Source organism: Kribbella sp. NPDC056951, from assembly GCF_042674205.1.
Classification (GTDB): Bacteria; Actinomycetota; Actinomycetes; order Propionibacteriales; family Kribbellaceae; genus Kribbella; species Kribbella yunnanensis.
Genome location: NZ_JBHUQZ010000015.1, coordinates 145518 through 164514, shown reverse-complemented (window position 1 = coordinate 164514; position 18997 = coordinate 145518). Strand labels below are relative to the sequence as shown.

Sequence of the window (18997 nt, the reverse complement as noted above, 5' to 3'; positions counted from 1 at the left end):
CATGGTGGCAACGCTGGAAGAAACGAAGACAGCCGCGAAGGCTCGGCAGGTTCTGTGCAGTGAGGTCAAGCACCTGCTGGTGGACCGGCTCGGCCTCTCGGTGGATCCGGAGCTGATCGGTGACGACCAGCCGCTGTTCGGCCGCGGACTCGAGCTCGACTCCATCGACACCCTCGAGCTGGCGATGGCCGTCGAGGAGAAGTTCGGGGTGATGATCACTGACGACGACACCGAGAGCCTGCTCTCGCTGAATCGGCTCGTCGACTACGTGGCAGGCAATCAGTGACCGCGGCACCATCCATGCGAGTCGGCGGTCTGTCGGCCGACGAGATCGCGCGACTGCTTCCGCACCGGTACCCGTTCTTCCTACTCGACCGCGTCACCTCGGTAGAGCCCGGCGTACGGGCAGAGGCGATCAAGAACGTCACCGCGTCCGACGGGGTGCTGGCCGGTCACTTTCCCGGCCGGATGCTGTACCCCGGCGTACTGCTCGTCGAATGTGTCGCGCAGCTCGCCGCAGTGATCTACGGCAGCGCGGCGGCGACCCGGACCACCGGAGAGCTGGTGGCTGACGTCGCAGAGCGGGTCGGCTATCTCGCGGAGATCAAACAGGCCAAGTTCCTGCGCACCGTGGTGCCCGGCGACCAGCTGGTCATCCGGGCCCAGACCGGTCCGCGGATGGGCAGCCTCATGTCGGTGACCGGCCAGGCATCTGTCGGCCGTGACGTGGTGATGACGACCCGGCTCGTCGTGACCGAACGAAATGACAGCGAATGAAGGGGAGCATCATGCAAAGCGTCTACTCCGACAGCGTTGCCGAGTACGAGCTGCTGCGCAGCGCGTGCGGGCTGCTCGACTACACCGGTCTCGGCCTGGTCCGGATCGCCGGCAATGAGGCCGCGGCGTTCCTCAGTCAGGTGTCGACCCGCAGCGTCGACTTCCTGCTCGAAGGACAGATCTCCTCGGCGCTGCTACTGAACTCGGACGGTACCGTGCTGTCCGAGGTGCTGATCCATTGCAACGGCGCCGACTACCTCGTCGAGATCTGGCCGGCGCAGGCGGCCGCCGCGACCGAGTACCTGGTTGCCGTCGGCACCACAGGGGTGCACGACGTGACCGTGCAGGACGTCAGCGACGAGTACTGCGTGTTCGGCGTCGAGGGACCGCATGCGCCCGCGATAGCGCAGAAGTTCCTGCCGTTCCCGATCACCTCACTCTCGTACGCCGGCTTCGTCACGACGCCATGGCGTGAAGGCCTGGAGCTCCTGGTGAGTCGTACCGGTGTCACCGGTGAGTACGGCTACAAACTGCATGTCCCGGTTGCTGCCGGCAACGAGTTGCGTGAACACCTCGTCGATCTCGGTGCACGCCAGGTCGGTACGGCGGCCGTGGACGTCTGCCGGATGGAGATGCGGTTCGCGAACCTGGAACAGGAGGCGGCCGGTGTGACGCCGTTCGAGGTCGGTCTGCAGTGGATGGTCGACTTCGGCCACGACTTCATCGGCAAGGAGGCGCTCGTCGCGCACTGGGAGGCCGGTCCGCCGCGCCGCCCGGTCTGCTGGGTCGCCTCCGACCGGCTGCAGTCGATTCCGGACTCCGGCAGCGGACTGGTCGTGGAGGACGAATCGGTGGGTGCCGTCGCGCATGCGGTGTTCTCACCCCGGCTCGGTCGAGTGATCGGTACGGCGCGGGTCGACGCCGATGTGGCGGCGGCCGGTCTGAAGCTGACGCTCGAGCAGCTCACCAGGCCGGTCCGAACCACTGGAGCGCCATTCCTGGTCGCCACCAGTTTCGGCGTACCGCTCGAATGAACCCAACCGGCCGGTGTGAGGAGAGCACATGAACACCACAGGTGTAGCCATAACCGGCATCGGAGTGACCTGCGCGCTGGGGACCGGGGCCGAGTCCGTCTGGGCCGGAGTGCGCGACGCAGCGAGCGGAATCGACCGGACCCGGCGTCTGGACACCTCCACGCTGAGTTGCCAGTACTCCGGTGAGGTCAGCGACATCCCGGTGCCGCCGGTCAAGGGCCGGGGGCGGGTCGATCGAGCGATCAGCCTCGCGCTGAGTACTGCGGCAGAGGCGATAGAGGACGCCAAGCTGGACATCGCCGCGTTCGACCCGTACCGGGTCGGGATCGCCATGGGTACGTCGGTCGGCGGCCTCGACGCTGGTGAGCAGTACCACTGGCAGTTGCTGCGCGACGGTGTCGCCGGCGCCTCGAAGCATCACCTGCTGGTGTACCCGCTGTACACGTCGACCGATGCGGTCAGCGCAGCCTTCGGACTGAAGGGTCCGAAGGTGGTGATCTCCAACGCCTGCGCAGCTGGCGCCAACTCGATCGGCTGGGCGCTGGACGCAATCCGGGAAGGCCGGGCCGACGTGATGTTGGCCGGTGGCGTGGATGTGCTCGACATGCTCTCGCTGGCCGGGTTCGACAGTCTCAAGGCGCTCGACGACCAGCCGTGCGCGCCGTACTCACGCAGTACCGGTCTCAACATCGGTGAGGGCGCTGCGTTCCTGGTGCTCGAGTCCGCGCAGTTGGCGCAGGCACGTGGTGCGCGGGTGCTGGGTTACGTGCTGGGCTACGCCCTGACCAGCGATGCGCACCATGCGACCGCTCCGGATCCAGTGGGCGGTGGTGCGTTGAGGTCGATGCGACGTGCGTTGGAGCAGGCTGGGTACACACCGGCGGACGTGGACTACGTGAACGGCCACGGCACCGGGACACCGGCCAACGACAGCTCCGAGCCCAAAGCGGTGACAGCGCTGTTCGGCGGTGTGAAGATGCCGCCGATGAGCAGCACCAAGTCGCAGGTCGGCCACACGCTCGGTGCGGCGGGTGCAGTCGAGGCTGCAGTCTGCGCGCTGGCGATGCGTGAACAGATCCTGCCGCCGACAGTGAACGTCGACACCTCGGCCGACAGTCCGCCGTACGACGTCGTTCCGAACGCCTCGCGGTCAGCTGACATCGACCTGGTGGTCTCGAACTCGTTCGCGTTCGGCGGTAACAACTGCTCGCTGGTACTCGGCCGCACCCTCAAACCAGCGCCACAGCGGCCAGACCGTCGAGTGGTGATCACCGGGGCCGGTGTGGTTTCGCCGGTAGGTTTGGGACGCGAGGGTCTGATCACCGGGCTTCGCACCGGCGTGGTCGGTATCGCGCCGGCGACCCGGATCGACACCAGCCAGTCGGTCAGCGGGCTCGCGGCCGAGATCGCTGACCAGGGCTACCGGCGCTGGATCAATCCGGCGTACGCCCGTCGGCTGGACCAGCTCGGAGCACTGGTGCTGGCTGCGACGCGAGACGCGTTCTCGGACGCGGCGTACCAAATCACTCGGCAGAACGCGACCGAGGTCGGCATGGTGTTCGGTACCTGCACTGGTCCACTGGAGACGGTGGCCCAGCTGACGGAAACGATCGGTACCGAGGGACCGCACCGAGTCAACCCACGGCTGTTCCCGAACTCGGTGATGAACGCAGCCCCGGGCCACGCCTGCCTTTCGCTGCAGATCAAGGGCCCCCTGTCCACACTGGCCATCGGCTGCGCCTCTGGTGTCGCTGGACTCGGCTACGCGTCGGACCTGATCCGGCGAGGTGAGGCCGAGGTGATGGCCGCAGTGAGCGCGGACGAGCTAACAGGGCTGCTCCACCTCGGTTACGACCACCTAGGCATCCTGGCGTCGGACGCCGTCCGTCCCTACGACCGCGAAGCCAGCGGCTGCGCAATCGGTGCGGGCTCAGTGGCCCTAGTGCTCGAGTCGTTGGAGCACGCACAACAGCGCGGGGCGACGATCCTCGCCGAGATCCGCGGGCACGCCAGTACCGGCGACGCCTATCGAGTGGCGGGCAACGATGCGTCCGGGGCGGCCTGGGCGCAGTGTCACCGCAATGCGCTGGACTCGGCCGGGCTGACGCCGTCCGATGTCGGAGTCGTGTACGGCGACGCTCGGGGAACCGCTGCGATCGACCGGGCGGAGGCGCGGGCCGTGGCTGAGGTGTTCCCGGCCGGGGCGACGCGTCTGGCCAATCTCTCCGGTCAGGTCGGTCACATCCACGCCACCACCGCATTGATGTCCGTGCTCGCCGCCGCCGAGAGTGTCAGCACCAGCTGGGTCCCACCGATCGTGGGACTGCGAGACCCCCTGCCAGGGCTGGAGCCGTACGTCGGCTCTGACTCTGATCCCGCCGGACGTGCCGCACTGGTCACGGCCGCGAACTGGGGCGGTACGTACGCGTCCGTCGTACTGGCGCCGGCCCCATGATGACTGCCGTCTATGTCTTCCAAGTGCCGACCGTCGGTTGTGCGTGGCACCAACTGCTGAGCCCCGCAGAGGTGGCCTACTGCGCAGGGTTCGTCCGTGTCGGCGAGCATCTGGCCGCGCGGGTGGCGGCGAAGCACGCAGTCGTCGAGGCACTGCAGTGGCCCGGGCGCATTCCGTGGGAGGAGATCGAGATCGTCAGTACGCCGCGTTCTGCGCCGGTGGTGTCGCTGGCCGGTGCGATCGAGCGGTGGCGCAGCCAGGCGAATCTCCTGGTGCCACGGGTGTCTCTCAGCCATGCCGCTGGGTACGCCGTCGCACTGGCCTGGCTGCCGGACCGGTACGACGAGGCTGCCGCGTGACTGCGGATCCGCGAGCAGGTGCTGGTCTGGCCGGCCGCAGCGCCGTGGTCACGGGTGCGGGCAGTGGCATCGGCCGTGCGGTCGCGGAAGGGTTGGCTGCGGCTGGTGCCGGGGTCGTGCTTGCTGATGTCGACGGCGGTCGGTGCGAGGCGGCAGCTGCAGAGATCGAGGCGGCCGGCCGGGTCGTGGCGGTCAAGGCCGACGTCACCGACCCTGACGCGTGGTCGATGCTGACCAGGACTGCCCGGCGGTGTTTCGGCTATCCGACGCTGCTGGTGAACAACGCCGGGGTCCTCGGGAGTCATGGCCTCACCGGAGTCACAGCTGATGAGTGGGACCGCGTGGTCGAGGTCAGCCAGCGCGGTACGTGGCTGGGGATGCAGAACGTCGTACCGTCCATGCACCTGGCCGGGGGCGGCGCGATCGTGAACGTGTCCTCGGTGTTCGGTCTGGTCGGATCCAGTGCTGCGTTCGCGTATCACGGGGCCAAGGGCGCGGTGGCTGCGATGACCCGGGCCGCGGCGGTCGAGCTGGCGGGCGCGGGGATCCGGGTGAACGCCGTCTCACCCGGACTGGTCGAGACACCGATGACGGTGGACCTGCCGGCGCAGTTCGTGGCGGACTTCGTCGCTGCGACGCCGATGCGCCGGATGGCGGTGCCACGTGAGATCGCTGCCGCAGTGCTGTTCCTCCTGTCCGACGACGCCTCGTTCATCACCGGTACCGACCTGCTGGTCGACGGCGGATATGCAGCGCGATGAGCGAAAACTGCCTGGTGGAGAGGGGGTTGTCCACTTCGTCAACACACCCAGCGTGGGGATAGCCTCACCGAGTGTGATGAAACGGTCGTTCGAGTTTCCAGGCACAGGCCTGGATTTGGAGGCACTCGTGGCCAGGCAACGTGACATGGCAGGCCTGGGCCTGCCAGGCGATCCACAGGCCGGCGGGCGTGGTTCCTCGGAACGCATCGGTCCGGCGGCCGCAGCGTGGGCGGTCGGCGTGCACCCGCCCAACCAGTTGGTCGGCCGGCACGAGGATCGGGCCGCACTGCGGCAGATCCTCCAAGGAGCGGCCCGGCTGGTCACCCTGACCGGCCCCAGCGGTACTGGTAAGACCCGGCTGGCTCAGGCGGTGGTCGGCGACGTGCGGGCCGGTTTCCGGGACGGCGCCTGGCCTGTCGAGCTCGCAGCGCTGTCCGAGCCGAGCCAGCTCGCCGCCACGGTTACGGTGGCCTGCCGGGCCGTGTTCGACAACAGCTTCCGGACGCCGGACAACCTGCATGACGGGTTGCGAGATCGCGAGCTCCTGCTGGTGCTCGACAACTGCGAGCACCTGGCGGACGGCGTCGCCGACCTGCTGACCAGTCTGCTGTCGTACTGCCGCGGTCTGCGGGTACTCACCACGAGTCGCCAGCCGCTGCAGATCTACGGTGAGCGGCTGTACCCGGTCCGGCCACTGCTGCTGGCACCCTCCTCGCGCGCACCGCTGGCCGAGCTTGCGGCGAGTCCAGCGATCGCACTCTTCGTGCAGCGCGCCCGAGCCGTCGCACCGGACTTCGCGCTGACCGACGACAACGTAGGCGACGTGGCCGAGATCTGCCGGCTGGTCGACGGACTGCCGCTGGCCATCGAACTCGCCGCGACGAAACTCCGGCTGTTCGGTCCACCAGCTCTGCTGGCCAGGCTGCGCGACGGAATCGACATCCTGCGTCTCGAACTGACCGACGTACCGCTCCGCCATCAGTCCATGCGGGCGGCGATCCACTGGGGCTACCAGTTGCTGACCAAGGAGGAGCGCGACCTGCTCATCCGGCTAGGCGTCTTCGCGGGCGAATTCAGTACGGCGGCCATGGTGGCCGTCGTACCGGCTGCTCAGGCTCGCGGTGAGGAACTGCTGGAATCCCTGCTGGACAAGGGGATGCTGTCCTCGTCTGTCGGCGCGGACGGTGAGCCGCGGTTCTGTCAGTTGCACACGATGCGGGCGTTCTGCGTCGAACGGCTGCGGACCGCCGCTGACGAACGAGAGGTGCGTGACCGGCACGCCGAGTACGTCCTGCGACTGGTCGCTGACGCGGGGCGCGATCTGCGCGGCGGACGGCTCACTGCGTACGTTCGCCGGCTCAGGTCGGACCTGGGTGACGCGCGGGCGGCGTACCGGCACCTGTGCACCCGCGGCGATGCAGATGCTGCGCTCACACTCGCAACTGGGATGTGGCGATTCATGTTCAGCCAGGGCCATTGGAGCGAAGGCCTGCAGATGCTGGAGGAGACGCTGGGGGACGGGTCGGTCGGCAGGCTCAATGCTGAGGCATTCCACGCCGCCGGCGTACTGGCGATGGCGCTCGGCAAGTACGCCTCCGCTGAGGTCTACCAGCGCCGGGCGATCGCGGCCTTCCACGACCTCGGTGAGGTCGCCGGTGAGGCAGCGGCCCTGAACTGCCAGGGGAATCTCGCTCGGGTCCGCGGCGATCTGGCTGAGGCCCGGCGGCTGTGTGAGCAGAGCCTGTCGCTGTGGCAGGCAGTCGAGGCGCCGCGGGCGGCGGCTCTGGTGCTCATCGACCTAGCCATGATCTCGATGCGCCGCGGAGACATGTCGGAGATCGACGAGGCGATCAGCTTCGCGCTACCGCTGATGGACGACGACGGCGACGACTGGAACGCCCGCTGCGTCCGTGCGCTGGCCGGACTGATGGCGTTCCGGCGCGGCGATCAGCAGAAGGCCGAACGGATCTGCCGGTCCGTGGCCGCAGAGGCGGTCGAGATGGACGCCCACCCAGGCACGCCGTTCGCTCTGGAGGCACTGGGCCTGGTGCTGGCCGGTCGTCGCCGGCCACCGACAGATCAGTCCGCCGTCCGCTTGTTCGCAGCCGCAGGCTCGATCCGGGCCGAGACACAGAGCTACGCGTGCGCGGAGATCCTGACGTACGTCGACCGCGCGCTACAGCACCTGCGGCAACGACTGGGGACAGTGGCCTTCGAGAACGCATGCATCGGGGGGAAGACGCTCCCGCTGCCAGCCCTGCTCGACGAGGACGCCGGACTGGTCGCGCAACCCACCTGGACCCACGACACCGCCCGGACGGAACGCCTCGACTCGAACGGCGACGTGTTTCACGGTACGTCGCTCACCGCGCGTGAACGGGAGGTCGTCGTACTGGTCGCGAACGGGCTGACGAACCGGCAGATCGCGAACCGGCTGAGCATCGCCGAGTGGACGGCGACGAACCACGTTCGGCACGTGATGCGCAAGCTGGCGATGCCGTCCCGGGTCCATGTCGCCCAGTGGGTCACCCAGCGGCACCTGTCCCAGTGAGGGCCCGATTTGGTTGCTCACCGGCCATCGCCTAGACTTACGAACGTAAGAAAGCGGCGCGGGGTGGAGCAGCTCGGTAGCTCGCTGGGCTCATAACCCAGAGGTCGCAGGTTCAAATCCTGCCCCCGCTACTTTCCGAAGGCCCTCTGACCAGGAGACTGGTCAGAGGGCCTTCTGCATGCTCAAGCGGGTGCTCGGACCGCGGCGACGGCGCTTGCCCAGCGGGCGCGACGCACCTCGCGGCTGGTCCGGTCGAGGGTGGGTTCGAAGACTCGGGTGGGTCGTTGCTCAGCCCAACTGGTCGTCCGGCCAAGGGCGGTCCACGCGAGCTCGGCCGCACCGAGTGCTGAGATCTCGGCGACGTCGGCCACCTCCACCGGGCAGCCGAGCAGATCGGCCTGGGTCTGCATCAGCAGGCTCGACGCCGTGGCCCCGCCGTCCGCGCGCAGCCGCCGCAGCGGTACGCCGGTCGCACCGATCCAATCGGTGATGTCGCAGATCTGGTGCGCGACCGCGTCGACACAGGCGCGGGCGACGTTCGCCCGGGTGGTGGCCGTGCTCATCCCGCTGATGGCGGCCCGGGCGGTGCGGTCCCAGTGCGGTGCTCCAAGCCCGGCGAACGCCGGCACCAAGGCGACGCCGGCCGCGTCGGGCACCGTCGCAGCCAATTCGACGACCGCCCCGACGTCGGGCAGGCCGAGTAGCTGGGCGGTCCAAGCCAGTGCCGCACCTGACGAGACGATGTTTCCCTCGAGCGCGTAGACCGGCCGCTCGGTCAGCCAGGCCAAGGTGCATCCGTCCGGCACAAACGATTCGACCGGCGTCATCACCGATGAACCTGTCCCGTACGTCGCTTTGACCATCCCCGCCGACCGGCACCCCTGGCCGTACAGCGCAGCGTGCGAGTCACCGAGTACGGCGACGATCGGGATCCCGTCGGGCAGTCCGCGCACACCCGCGGTGGTCCCGAAGCCGGCATTCGAGGCGCGCACCTCCGGTAGCACCGACCGCGGCACCCCGAATGCGTCCAGGAGATCGGTGGACCAGTCGAGCTCGATCACGTCGTACAGGAGGGTCCGTGCGGCGTTGCCGGCCTCGGTCAGGTGCTCAGCCCCACCGGTCAGCTGATGGATCAGCCACGAATCCACGGTGCCGACGCGCGGCTCGGCCGGGCCGAGCGAGGACAGGAGCCAGTTGAGCTTCGGCGCCGAGAACATCGCGTCGACCCGCAGCCCGGTGCGCGAGCGGACCAGCTTGTCGACCGCGGCGGGCAGTTGCGAACACCAGGTGGCCGTCCGCACGTCCTGCCAGCCGATCACGGGCGCCGCCGCCTGCCCGGTACGACGACTCCATGCGACGACCGATTCACGCTGCGTCGACAGAGCGATCCCCACGAGGTCGACTGAATCTGCCATCGCGATCGCCTGTTCGACAGCGCGGAGCACACTGCTCCAGAGGTCGTCGGCATCCTGCTCGACCCAGCCAGGCTGAGGGGTCGAGAGCCGGACCGGCGCAGAGCCTGCGCCCAGTACGGCGCCGTCCGCACCGACCAGAACCGCCTTCGAGTTGGTGGTGCCCTGATCGACAGCCAGGACAGCCTCTGCTCGCGCCACCATCGACCGCGCCCCTTCCGGCAACTTTCCACTGAGCCCTTGACGGGACTTTAGCGGGGCAGTGACACTCGGGGCGACAGTTTATGCGGTAGTGAATATCTATTCAAGGACTGAAGCCCATGAAGCCGAGCAGACGCCGGGTGATCATCAACACCGACGCCAAGAACGAGGCGGACGACCAGTTCGCGATCGTGCACGGACTGTTGTCGCCCACGTTCGACATCCGCGGGCTGGTGCCCGCACACTTCGGCACCCTGCGGTCGGACCGCAGCATGGAGGAGTCCCGCGAGGAGGTCGACCTGCTGCTCGACCTGCTCGACCTGACCGGGAAGGTGCCGGTCGCGAACGGCGCGCCGACCGGCATCCCGGACGAGCAGACCCCGCTGGACTCACCTGGTGCGCGACTGATCATCGAGGAGTCGAAGCTGGCGTCCGAGGGCGATCCGCTCTTCGTGTCGTTCCTCGGCCCGCTGACCGACATGGCCTCGGCGATCCTGCTCGACCCGGAGATCGTGCACCGCGAGGTGATCGTGATCTGGATCGGCGGCCGCGGGTACGACGGCCTCGCGCCGGGGTGGCCCGGGATCGAGTTCAACCTGTCCAACGACATCCACGCCGCCAACGTGGTGTTCGGGTCGGGCATCACCGTCTGGCAGGTGCCGAGCGACGTGTACAGCAAGGTGTCGGTGAGCTACGCCGAGCTCGACGAGAAGATCGGCGACGCCGGTGCCCTGGGCAAGTATCTGATCGAGCAGCTGCACGACTGGAACGCCACCTACCACCGCGAGCCGATCGAGTCCCGTTCCCTCGGCGACTCGCCGGCCATCGCCCTGATGCTCTACCCGGCCAGCGGCGCCCTGCGGGTCCGGCCCGCGCCGCGGTTCGGGGCCGACGGCTGGTACCAGCCCGGCACCGACAACCCCATCAAGGTCTGCGAGCAGGTCGACGTCCGGTTCCTGCTCGAGGACATGTTCGCCAAGATCCGCCGCTTTGCCCGCCAAAGGAGTACGTCATGACCGGTAGTTCGTTCACCCGCCGGGGCTTCCTCGGTCTCACGTCCGCCGCCGCGGTCGGCGTCGGTCTGTCCGCGTGTACCGGCGGTGGCGCGTCCACCGCCGGCGGCGCCACCGCCGCGGCGTCGAACAACCTGCGCGTCTTCACCTACGAGGGTGACGAGACGATCGCCATGTTCAAGGCCCAGCTGAAGGCGTTCGACCAGCAGGCCGGTACGACGACCACGGTCGAAAGCCTGCCGGGATCGGGCGCGGCGGTGTACCCGGACAAGCTGCGCACCCAGCTGCTCGGCGGCAAGGGGCCGGACATCTGGCGGATCTGGGGCGGTCAGATCGGAAGCCCGTTCGCGAAGGCCAAGCAGGCGCTGGACCTGTCGCCGTACTACTCGAAGTTCGGCTGGGACAGCTCGATCAACGAGCAGGCGATCGGGGCCATGACCTTCGAAGGTTTCAAGGCCGGCCTGCCGTTCTCGTCACTCGGCATCGGTGCCTGGTACAACAAGTCGTTGTTCGCGAAGGCCGGCGTGAGCGGCCCACCGAAGACCTACGCCGAGCTGGAGGCGATCAACGACAAGCTCGTCGCCGTCGGGGTGACTCCGCTCGCCACCGGCGGCAAGTACGGCTGGCACATCATGCGGCTGTTCGAGTACCTGCTCGAGCACGCCGCGGGGCCGGAGCTGCACGACAAACTGCTGACCGGCGCCGAGAGCTGGGACCGGCCCGAGGTGGTCGAGGCGTTCACGCTGTTCCGCAAGTGGCAGGACAAGAAGTGGCTCCCGCAGGGTGCGCTGGGCCTGGACCCGGCCGACACGGAGCCCTGGTACGTCCAGGACAAGGCGGCGTACACGATCGCGGGGACCTGGACGGAGTCGAACGCGATTCTCGCGGCGAAGAAGAGTCCGTCGGCCTTCGGCAATTTCGAGCTGCCGACGGATCAGAACCCCGTGCGGCACTCGGGCTTCGTCGAGGGCTACATGATCAACGCGAAGGCGGGGAACCCGGACAAGGCCGCCGAGCTGCTGGACTTCCTGGCCAAGCCGGCGGCGCAGAAGGCGATGCAGATCACCGCTTCGACGGTCAAGGGCGCGGAGCCGGACGCGAAGACGCTGCCGCTGTCGGCGGAGTGGGCGAAGACGGCCGGCGATCATCCGTTCTACACGATCCAGGACCAGGCGTTCCCGAAGAAGCAGGCCGACCAGTACTTCAGCGTGCAGAGCGACCTGCTGCAGGGCAAGGTCGACCCGGCCGCAGCAGCGAAGAAGATGCAGGAGATCGTCTCCGCCTGGGCGAAGGGCTGAGTCGTGGCAACCGTCGCGCTCTCGAAGGCTCCGCCGGGCAAACCCAAGCGGGGCGGCAAGTGGTCGCCCTGGCTCTTCGCGCTGCCCGCCCTGGTGGTGTACGTCGGGTTCCTGGTGTACCCGGCGTTGTCGTCGCTGTGGTTCAGCCTGACCGACTGGGACGGGTTGAGCGCGACCTACAACTTCGTCGGCCTGGAGAACTACTTCAAGATGCCGAGCGATCCGGTGGTCGTCACGGCGGTCCGGAACAACCTGATCTGGACCGTGGTGACGATCGCGGTGCCGACCGTCATCGGTCTGGCACTCGCGATCGCGCTGAACGGCAAGGTGCACGGCAAGCCGATCCTGCGGCTGATCTTCTACACTCCCGCGGTGCTGCCACTCGTCTCGATCGCCAGCATCTGGGGCTGGCTCTACAGCCCGCAGTACGGCGCGATCAACTCGTTGCTGCGGATGATCGGGCTCGACGGCCTGGCGCAACCATGGCTCGGGCAGGATTCGACGGCGCTGTGGGCGGTGATGGTGCCGGCCATCTGGCTGCGGACCGGTTTCCCGATGCTGCTTTACCTGGCTGCCCTGCAAGGAATTCCGAACGAGCTCTACGAGGCCGCGACGGTGGACGGTGCGAGCCGTTGGCAACAGTTCTGGCACGTCACGATGCCGAGTCTGCGACCGGCGCACTACATCGTGCTGGCGTTGTCGCTGATCGACTCGTTCAAGGTCTTCGACATGATCTACGCGATGACGTACGGCGGTCCCGGTACGGCGACGCAGGTGATGGGAACCTGGATGTACGCCAACGTCTTCCAGTACTACCAGGCCGGCTACGGAACCGCGATCGCAGTGGTCATCACGCTGGTGGCGATCGCTGTCGGCATCCCCTATGTGCGGTCGCAGACCAGGGAGGCGTCATGACCTCGATCGCCCCGGTCCGGGTCGAAGCCCCCGTCGTACCGGCCGGCCCAGCTCCGGTGAAGCAACCGTCCAAGGGCCGCAAGGGCCTGGTGATGACCCTGGTGCTCGCGGTGACGGCGATCTTCTGGATCTCGCCGCTGGCGTTGCTGGTGATCACCGCGGTCCGGCCGCTGGCGGACTTCATCGGCAACGGGCCGCTGTCCTGGCCGGACACGTTCACCTGGACCAACTTCAAGGACGCCTGGGGGATCGGCAACTTCGCCACCACCTATCGCAACAGCGCGTTGCTGGCGCTGCTGAAGGTGCCGCTCGGCGTCGCGATCTCGGCGATGCTCGGGTACGCGCTGGCCAAGCTGCGGATGAAGTTCCGCCGGACGGTGATGTTCACGGTGTTCCTCGGGCTGACCATCCCGATCTACATCGCGATCGTCCCGGTCTTCATCATGATGCGTTCGGCCGGCGCGACCGACAGCCTGTTCGGCCTGATCGGGCCGTACCTGGCCTTCGGTATCCCGTTCGAGGTGCTGGTGCTGCAGTCGTTCTTCCGGCAGATCCCGGACGAGATCATCGAGGCGGCCAAGGTCGACGGCGCGGGCGACTGGCGGATCTTCTTCACCATCATCCTGCCGTTGTCGACACCGGCGCTGGTGACGGTGGCGATCCTGGATGCGGTGGCGACCTGGAACGAGTTCCTGTTCGCGCTGATCCTGCTGAACTCCGATGCGAACAAGACGATCCCGGTCGGGCTGCTGAACTTCCAGGGCCAGTTCGCCAACAACAACACCGGTCTGGCGGCGGGCATCCTGATCGCCGTCGTACCGATCCTGATCGCCTACACGCTGCTGCAGCGCTGGATCGTCGGCGGCCTCACCGCCGGCTCTCTCAAAGGATAGGAATCCACCATGACTGACCTGCCGGTCTTCGGCGCGGGTATCTGGCATTTCGCCACCTACAAGGACCGCTATGCCACGGACGGGTACGGCGAACCCGTCGGTCTGCTCGAACAGATCGACCGCGCCGGTGCCGTCGGCGACCTGTCCGTGGTCGACCTGAACTGGCCGTTCGCCGGGTACGACGGGACCCTCGACGAGGTGCGGGCCGCGCTGGCCCGCAACAACCTGAAGGCGATCGCGATCACGCCGGAGATCTACACCCGGGACTTCGTCAAGGGCTCGCTCACCAACCCGGATCCCGGCATCCGCAAGCAGGCGATGGAATTGTTGCATCAGGCAACCGAATTGGCGAAGGACCTCGGCTGTTCCTATGTGAAGCTGTGGCCCGGTCAGGACGGCTGGGACTACCCGTTCCAGGTGAACTACCACGACATCTGGAACCTGGCCCTGGACGGCCTGAAGGAACTGGTGTCGGCGCATCCCGACATCAACTTCGTGATCGAGTACAAGCCGCGCGAGCCGCGGGTCAAGATCATCTTCCCGAACGTGGCCCGCACGCTGCTCGGGATCGAGAAGATCGGCCTGCCCAACCTGGGCATCCTGCTCGACTTCGGCCACTCGCTGTACGGGCAGGAGACACCGGCCGACGCCGCGCAACTGGCGATCGACTACGGCCGGCTGTTCGCGATCGATGTCAACGACAACCTGCGCGGCTGGGACGACGACATGGTGGTCGGTTCGGTCCACCTGGTCGAGACGTTCGAGTTCTTCCACACGCTGCGCCGGAACAACTGGGAGGGCGTCTGGCAGCTAGACCAGTTCCCGTTCCGCGAGGACAGTGTCGAGGCCGCCAAGCAGGCGATCCGGTTCCTCAAGGCGGTCCACCACGCGCTCGACGTACTGGATGACGAGGCGTTGGCCGCGGCGCAGGCGTCGCATGACGCACTCGCCGCGCAGAGGCTGGTGCAGAAGGTGCTGCTGAGTTCGATGGCGGAGATCGCATGACGCTGACGGTCGAACACACGACGATGCCGGTGCTCGGACGGCTACCGCTGCACAGCAGCCGCGCCGAGCAGGTGGCGCACGTCGCCGAGGCTGCCCGGCAGATCCGGATCCAGGACCTCAAGCTGGTTCACCATGCGGGGGCCGGGCACATCGGCGGTGACTTCTCCGCCATCGACATCCTGGCGACCCTGTACGGCGCCGTCCTCGACGTCACGCCCGATAGGGTCGACGACCCTGATCGCGACCGGTTCATCCTGAGCAAGGGGCATGTCGCGGGGGCGCTGTACACGACGCTGGCCGCCTTCGGCTTCCTGCCGGTCCAGGACCTCGCCACGTTCCTGAAGCCGCTGTCCGCGCTGAACGGCCATCCCAATCGGCGCAAGGTCGCCGGCGTCGAGGCCAACACCGGACCGCTCGGTCACGGGCTGCCGATCGCGGTCGGCCACGCGTTGTCGGCAAAGCTGGACGTGTCGAGGCGGCGTACCTACGTCCTGGTCGGTGACGGCGAACTGCAGGAGGGCAGCAACTGGGAGGCGATGATGGCCGCCTCGCAGTACCAGCTGGACCGGCTGACCGTGATCGTCGACCGGAACCGGCTGCAGCAGGGCGCCACCACCAAAGAGACCAACGACCTGGATCCACTGCCCGACAAGGCGACGGCGTTCGGCTTCGCGGTGGTCGAGGTGAACGGTCACGACCACGGCGAGCTGCTCGACGTGCTGTCCGCCGTACCGTTCCGTCCGGGCAAGCCGACCTTCGTGATCGCCCATACCCACAAGGGCCATCCGATCTCGTACATGAGCAACAACGTCGCCTGGCACCACCGGGTCCCGGACGCCGCCGAGTTCCGGCAGGCGCTCACGGAGCTGGAGTCCGCCGGCAGACCCCGAATCAGCAAGGAGCTGGTATGACCGTCGTCGACACGTCCATCGCCGATCGGCCGCGGTACGACTGCCGCGACGCGTACGTCGAGACGCTCGCGGAGCTGGCCCACGCGGATCACCGGATCGTCGGAGTGGTGAACGACTCGGTCGGATCGAGCAAGCTGAACAGCTTCCGCAAGGCGTTCCCGGACCGGTTGATCAACGTCGGTATCGCCGAACAGGACATGGTCGGAGTCGCCTCCGGACTGGCCAACGGCGGCCGGATCCCCTTCGTCTCGGCGGCTTCCTGCTTCCTCACCGCACGGGCGCTGGAGCAGATCAAGGCGGACGTCGCGTACTCGAACACCAACGTCAAGCTCTGCGGGATGAGCCCCGGGGTGGCGTACGGCGAACTCGGCCCGACGCATCACTCGATCGAGGACATCGCCTGGCTCCGCGCGATCGCCAATCTCACCGTCGTCGTCCCGGCCGATCCGATCGAGACCGCGGCGGCGTTGCGCTGGGCCGCGGTGGTCGAGGGGCCGGTCTTCATCCGGGTCAGCCGGATGAGCGTGCCGATGATCTACCCCGACGACTACGAGTTCCAGGTGGGCAAGGCGATCACCGTCCGGGCCGGGAACGACGTGACCCTGATCAGCAACGGGACGATCCTGTGGCGGGCGCTGGCCGCGGCCGAGCAGCTCGCCGCCGAGGGGATCTCGGCCAGGGTGCTGTCGATGCCGACGGTGAAACCGCTCGACGTCGACGCTGTCGTCGCGGCCGCGCGGGAGACGGCCGGAATCGTCACTGCGGAGGAGGCGGTGTCCGGTGGCGGGCTCGGCGGCGCGGTCGCGGAGACCGTCGTACAGCATCACCCGGCCCGGGTCTCGATCCTCGGCTTCCCCGAGTTCGCCCCGACCGGTTCGGCCGGCTATCTCCTGGATCGCTACGGCCTGTCCCCGGCCGGTATCGCCGACGCTGCCCGCCGCCTGGTCAGGACAGGAAACTGACCAGATCGGCGATCGAGACCATCGCGAGGTCGTGCGTGTCGGCGAAGGCCCGCAGGTCCGGACCGGTCATCAGGGTGCCGTCGTCGTTCATCAGCTCGCCGATCACGCCCACCGGCGGCAGCCCCGCCAACCGGACGAGCTCGACGGTGGCCTCGGTGTGACCCGGCCGCTGCCGGACGCCGCCCGGCACCGCACGCAGCGGCAGGATGTGACCGGGCCGGATCAGGTCCGTGGCCTGGGCCGCCGGGTCGGCCAGCACGCGGACCGTCCGCGCCCGGTCGGCGGCGGAGATGCCGGTACCGACTCCGGCGGCGGCGTCGACGGAGACCGTGTACGCCGTCCGCAGGCTGTCCTGGTTGTCCGGAACCATCAGCGGCAACTCGAGCCGGTCGAGGACCTCGGGCGCGGCCGGTGCACACACGTAGCCGCTGGTGTAGCGCACGAGCAACGCCATTGCTTCGGGAGTCGCCAGGCTCGCCGCGAAGGTCAGATCGCCTTCGTTCTCCCGGTCCTCGTCGTCCACGACCACCACCGGCCGTCCGAGCGCGATCTCGTCGACGGCTCGCTGGATGGTGTCCAGCCTGGTCTTCACAGAACTCACGGTCGCTGTCCTCTCGGCATGGCGCTCCGGGGCAACGACAAGCTCCGCGACGGCCACGCCGACACGACGGGTGGATTCACCCGCACGGCAGCGCACACCATCCCGCAGACTGCCACGTGCGTCTTCCCATCCGGACTTTCACCGTCGGTTCCGGAATTTCACCAGATCAACCGGACGCTCTTGCGAGCGTACGGGTCGCGGACTGTCACCGCCGGCTCGGAATTTCACCGACCCCAGAGCACGTGTTCTACGTTTGCCCGCCAGTCTATCCGCAGCGCTCACCCCGTGGAGTGTCATGTCCATCTCAGTCCCTGAACCGGTCGTCTGGCGCGAGGTCGAGTTCACGCTGACCGGCCGGCACGCCGCTCCCTACACCGAGGCCGAGGTCTGGGTGGACTTCGAGCACGAGAGCGGTGACCGGTTGCGGCGTCCCGCGTTCTGGGACGGGGGCGATGGCTGGCGGGTCCGGTTCGCCGCGCCCGAGCCGGGAGCCTGGACGTGGACCAGCGGCGGCGCGCTGACCGGCCAGACCGGTCGCCTCGACATCGGTACGACGGGTGCTGACGAGCGTAATCCGTTCTTCGTCCACGGCTTCTGGCGGATGTCGGCCGGCGGCCGCAGCCTCGTGCACGCGGACGGTACGCCGGCGATCCTGGTGGCCGACACCGCCTGGGCACTGCCCTGGCGCGCGACCCCCGAACAGGTTCGGAGCTATGCCGCCGACCGGCAGGCGAAGGGATTCAACGCGGTTCTCCTGATGACCGTGCAGCCGGACATGCGAGCCGTCGGGCCGCTCGACCGTACCCAGGACGAGGGGTTCGGCGTCGGCTTCGCCGATCTCCGCGACGGTCACCTGAACGAACTCGAGGTCGGCTATTTCCAGTACCTCGACGAGCTGCTCCGGATTCTCGTCGAGCACCACTTGGTTCCCGTCCTCCAGCCGGTCTTCCACGGCTTCGGCTGGAAGGGTCTCGAGGTGGCTGGGCCGGTCGTACCGCCGGCGGAGTACGCGCGGTACTGCCGCTACCTCGTCGCGCGGTACGGCGCCAGTCCGGCGATCTACCTGGTCGGAGCCGATGGCAGCGGCGACGAGCCGCAGATCGCCGCCGGCGGCGCAGAGGTGCAGGCGTGGGACTGCTACGAACAGCCGACCGGCATCCACTACCGGCCGCACATCCGGCCACAGGCCCATCAGGATGCCGACTGGCTGGACTTCCAGTGGTGCCAGACCGGCCACGAAGGCGAACACGTTCCCGAACGAGTCGCGGACATGTGGCGGAACCTGCCGGTCAAGGCGGTGGCGAACGGCGAACCGACGTACGAGAACACCGGATGGACCGGGAAGGCGAGCGGCTGGTGGCAGGGCCACGAGGCGTGGAGCAATCTGTGCGCCGGCGGAACGATGGGAGTCGTGTACGGCGCCGCGAGCCTCTGGCAATGGCGGCTGCACCCGGATGAGCCGGGGCACGCGGAGTACTTCCTCGCCCCGGGAGCCGGCTGGCGCGAAGCGGTCGAGTTCGAAGGTTCGGCGTACGTCGGGATGATCAGCAGGATTCTGGCCGGGCTACCGACGACGGACATGGCGCCGGACTGGACGAAGGCGATCGCGGCGCGCGCACTCGGCGTACCGGGGCGGCTGTTTCTCGTCTACCGCGAACACGGTGGCCCGGTTCCGGTGTTCGACGACGCCGTTCCGCTCGGCTACCGGATCGTCGACCCTCGCGACGGCTCGGTCGTCGCCACCGGCAGACGGAGGTCTCCGACGGATCCGCTGCCCGACCCGGGCGGCGCACCTCGGGTGTACATCTGTCTGGCTGGCCTATAGTCCAACCCTGATCGATCCGAAGGG

General features: G+C 68.0%; 17 protein-coding genes, 1 tRNA gene and 1 riboswitch. Of the genes, 16 read left to right on the top strand and 2 right to left on the bottom strand.

All coding sequences use genetic code 11. The annotated features are described in order from the left end of the window. Position 1 precedes the first annotated feature (1 nt). From ACFTSF_RS37155 to ACFTSF_RS37120, 8 genes are all read left to right on the top strand, one after another. A complete protein-coding gene (locus tag ACFTSF_RS37155) occupies positions 2–286 on the top strand; it encodes a phosphopantetheine-binding protein (protein ID WP_344143827.1) in 285 nt (94 codons plus the stop codon). After that, positions 283–777 carry a 3-hydroxyacyl-ACP dehydratase FabZ gene (fabZ, locus tag ACFTSF_RS37150; RefSeq protein ID WP_344143829.1) on the top strand — a complete coding sequence of 165 codons (495 nt, stop codon included), beginning with the start codon at positions 283–285 and terminating at the stop codon, positions 775–777. The genes ACFTSF_RS37155 and fabZ overlap by 4 nt, the downstream gene beginning before the upstream one ends. Next, a complete protein-coding gene (locus tag ACFTSF_RS37145; protein ID WP_380159781.1) occupies positions 774–1811 on the top strand; it encodes a glycine cleavage T C-terminal barrel domain-containing protein in 1038 nt (345 codons plus the stop codon). Before fabZ ends, ACFTSF_RS37145 begins: the two co-directional genes overlap by 4 nt. A 28-nt stretch (positions 1812–1839) precedes the next feature. Further along, on the top strand, positions 1840–4266 hold the full coding sequence (locus ACFTSF_RS37140; RefSeq protein WP_380159779.1) for a beta-ketoacyl-[acyl-carrier-protein] synthase family protein: 2427 nt from the start codon (positions 1840–1842) through the stop codon (positions 4264–4266). Continuing rightward, positions 4263–4625: a holo-ACP synthase gene (locus ACFTSF_RS37135; protein ID WP_380159778.1), complete on the top strand. Its 363-nt coding sequence runs from the start codon at positions 4263–4265 to the stop codon at positions 4623–4625. The genes ACFTSF_RS37140 and ACFTSF_RS37135 overlap by 4 nt, the downstream gene beginning before the upstream one ends. Next, complete coding sequence (locus tag ACFTSF_RS37130; RefSeq protein WP_344143839.1) at positions 4622–5386, top strand: glucose 1-dehydrogenase; 765 nt, start codon at positions 4622–4624, stop codon at positions 5384–5386. Before ACFTSF_RS37135 ends, ACFTSF_RS37130 begins: the two co-directional genes overlap by 4 nt. A gap of 127 nt (positions 5387–5513) precedes the next feature. Continuing rightward, positions 5514–7937, top strand: coding sequence for a LuxR C-terminal-related transcriptional regulator (locus ACFTSF_RS37125; RefSeq protein ID WP_380159776.1), 2424 nt, complete (start codon positions 5514–5516; stop codon positions 7935–7937). A gap of 57 nt (positions 7938–7994) precedes the next feature. After that, positions 7995–8068 (top strand) — tRNA-Met (locus tag ACFTSF_RS37120). A gap of 51 nt (positions 8069–8119) precedes the next feature. Here the strand turns inward: ACFTSF_RS37120 and ACFTSF_RS37115 are convergent. Continuing rightward, positions 8120–9553 (bottom strand): glycerol kinase, encoded by a 1434-nt coding sequence (locus ACFTSF_RS37115; protein ID WP_380159775.1) that lies wholly within the window; start codon positions 9551–9553, stop codon positions 8120–8122. A gap of 116 nt (positions 9554–9669) precedes the next feature. Between ACFTSF_RS37115 and ACFTSF_RS37110 the strand changes: the two genes are divergently transcribed. Genes ACFTSF_RS37110 through ACFTSF_RS37080 form a run of 7 tightly spaced genes read left to right on the top strand, consistent with a single transcriptional unit; the run spans position 9670 to position 16547 of the window. Continuing rightward, positions 9670–10566, top strand: a complete 897-nt coding sequence (locus ACFTSF_RS37110) for a nucleoside hydrolase (RefSeq protein ID WP_380159773.1) — start codon at positions 9670–9672, stop codon at positions 10564–10566. Beyond that, positions 10563–11861, top strand: a complete 1299-nt coding sequence (locus ACFTSF_RS37105) for an ABC transporter substrate-binding protein (RefSeq protein ID WP_380159771.1) — start codon at positions 10563–10565, stop codon at positions 11859–11861. Before ACFTSF_RS37110 ends, ACFTSF_RS37105 begins: the two co-directional genes overlap by 4 nt. A gap of 3 nt (positions 11862–11864) precedes the next feature. Continuing rightward, positions 11865–12776 carry a carbohydrate ABC transporter permease gene (locus ACFTSF_RS37100; RefSeq protein WP_380159770.1) on the top strand — a complete coding sequence of 304 codons (912 nt, stop codon included), beginning with the start codon at positions 11865–11867 and terminating at the stop codon, positions 12774–12776. Then, positions 12773–13669, top strand: coding sequence for a carbohydrate ABC transporter permease (locus ACFTSF_RS37095; RefSeq protein WP_380159768.1), 897 nt, complete (start codon positions 12773–12775; stop codon positions 13667–13669). Before ACFTSF_RS37100 ends, ACFTSF_RS37095 begins: the two co-directional genes overlap by 4 nt. Before the next feature lie 9 nt (positions 13670–13678). Beyond that, the gene (locus tag ACFTSF_RS37090; protein ID WP_380159766.1) at positions 13679–14674 is read left to right on the top strand and encodes a sugar phosphate isomerase/epimerase family protein; all 996 of its coding nucleotides are present in this window, start codon (positions 13679–13681) and stop codon (positions 14672–14674) included. After that, positions 14671–15585, top strand: coding sequence for a transketolase (locus tag ACFTSF_RS37085; protein ID WP_380159764.1), 915 nt, complete (start codon positions 14671–14673; stop codon positions 15583–15585). The genes ACFTSF_RS37090 and ACFTSF_RS37085 overlap by 4 nt, the downstream gene beginning before the upstream one ends. After that, positions 15582–16547 (top strand): transketolase family protein, encoded by a 966-nt coding sequence (locus tag ACFTSF_RS37080; RefSeq protein WP_380159762.1) that lies wholly within the window; start codon positions 15582–15584, stop codon positions 16545–16547. The genes ACFTSF_RS37085 and ACFTSF_RS37080 overlap by 4 nt, the downstream gene beginning before the upstream one ends. Here ACFTSF_RS37080 and ribB read toward each other — a convergent pair. Then, positions 16531–17148, bottom strand: coding sequence for a 3,4-dihydroxy-2-butanone-4-phosphate synthase (gene ribB / locus ACFTSF_RS37075; protein ID WP_380159761.1), 618 nt, complete (start codon positions 17146–17148; stop codon positions 16531–16533). The two genes, ACFTSF_RS37080 and ribB, sit on opposite strands and share 17 nt — an antisense overlap. A 112-nt stretch (positions 17149–17260) precedes the next feature. Beyond that, positions 17261–17394: riboswitch (FMN riboswitch) on the bottom strand. A 49-nt stretch (positions 17395–17443) separates the two neighbouring features. On the opposite strand from ribB, the gene ACFTSF_RS37070 reads away from it, so the two are divergent. Continuing rightward, on the top strand, positions 17444–18973 hold the full coding sequence (locus ACFTSF_RS37070; protein WP_380159759.1) for a DUF4038 domain-containing protein: 1530 nt from the start codon (positions 17444–17446) through the stop codon (positions 18971–18973). Positions 18974–18997: the final 24 nt, after the last annotated feature.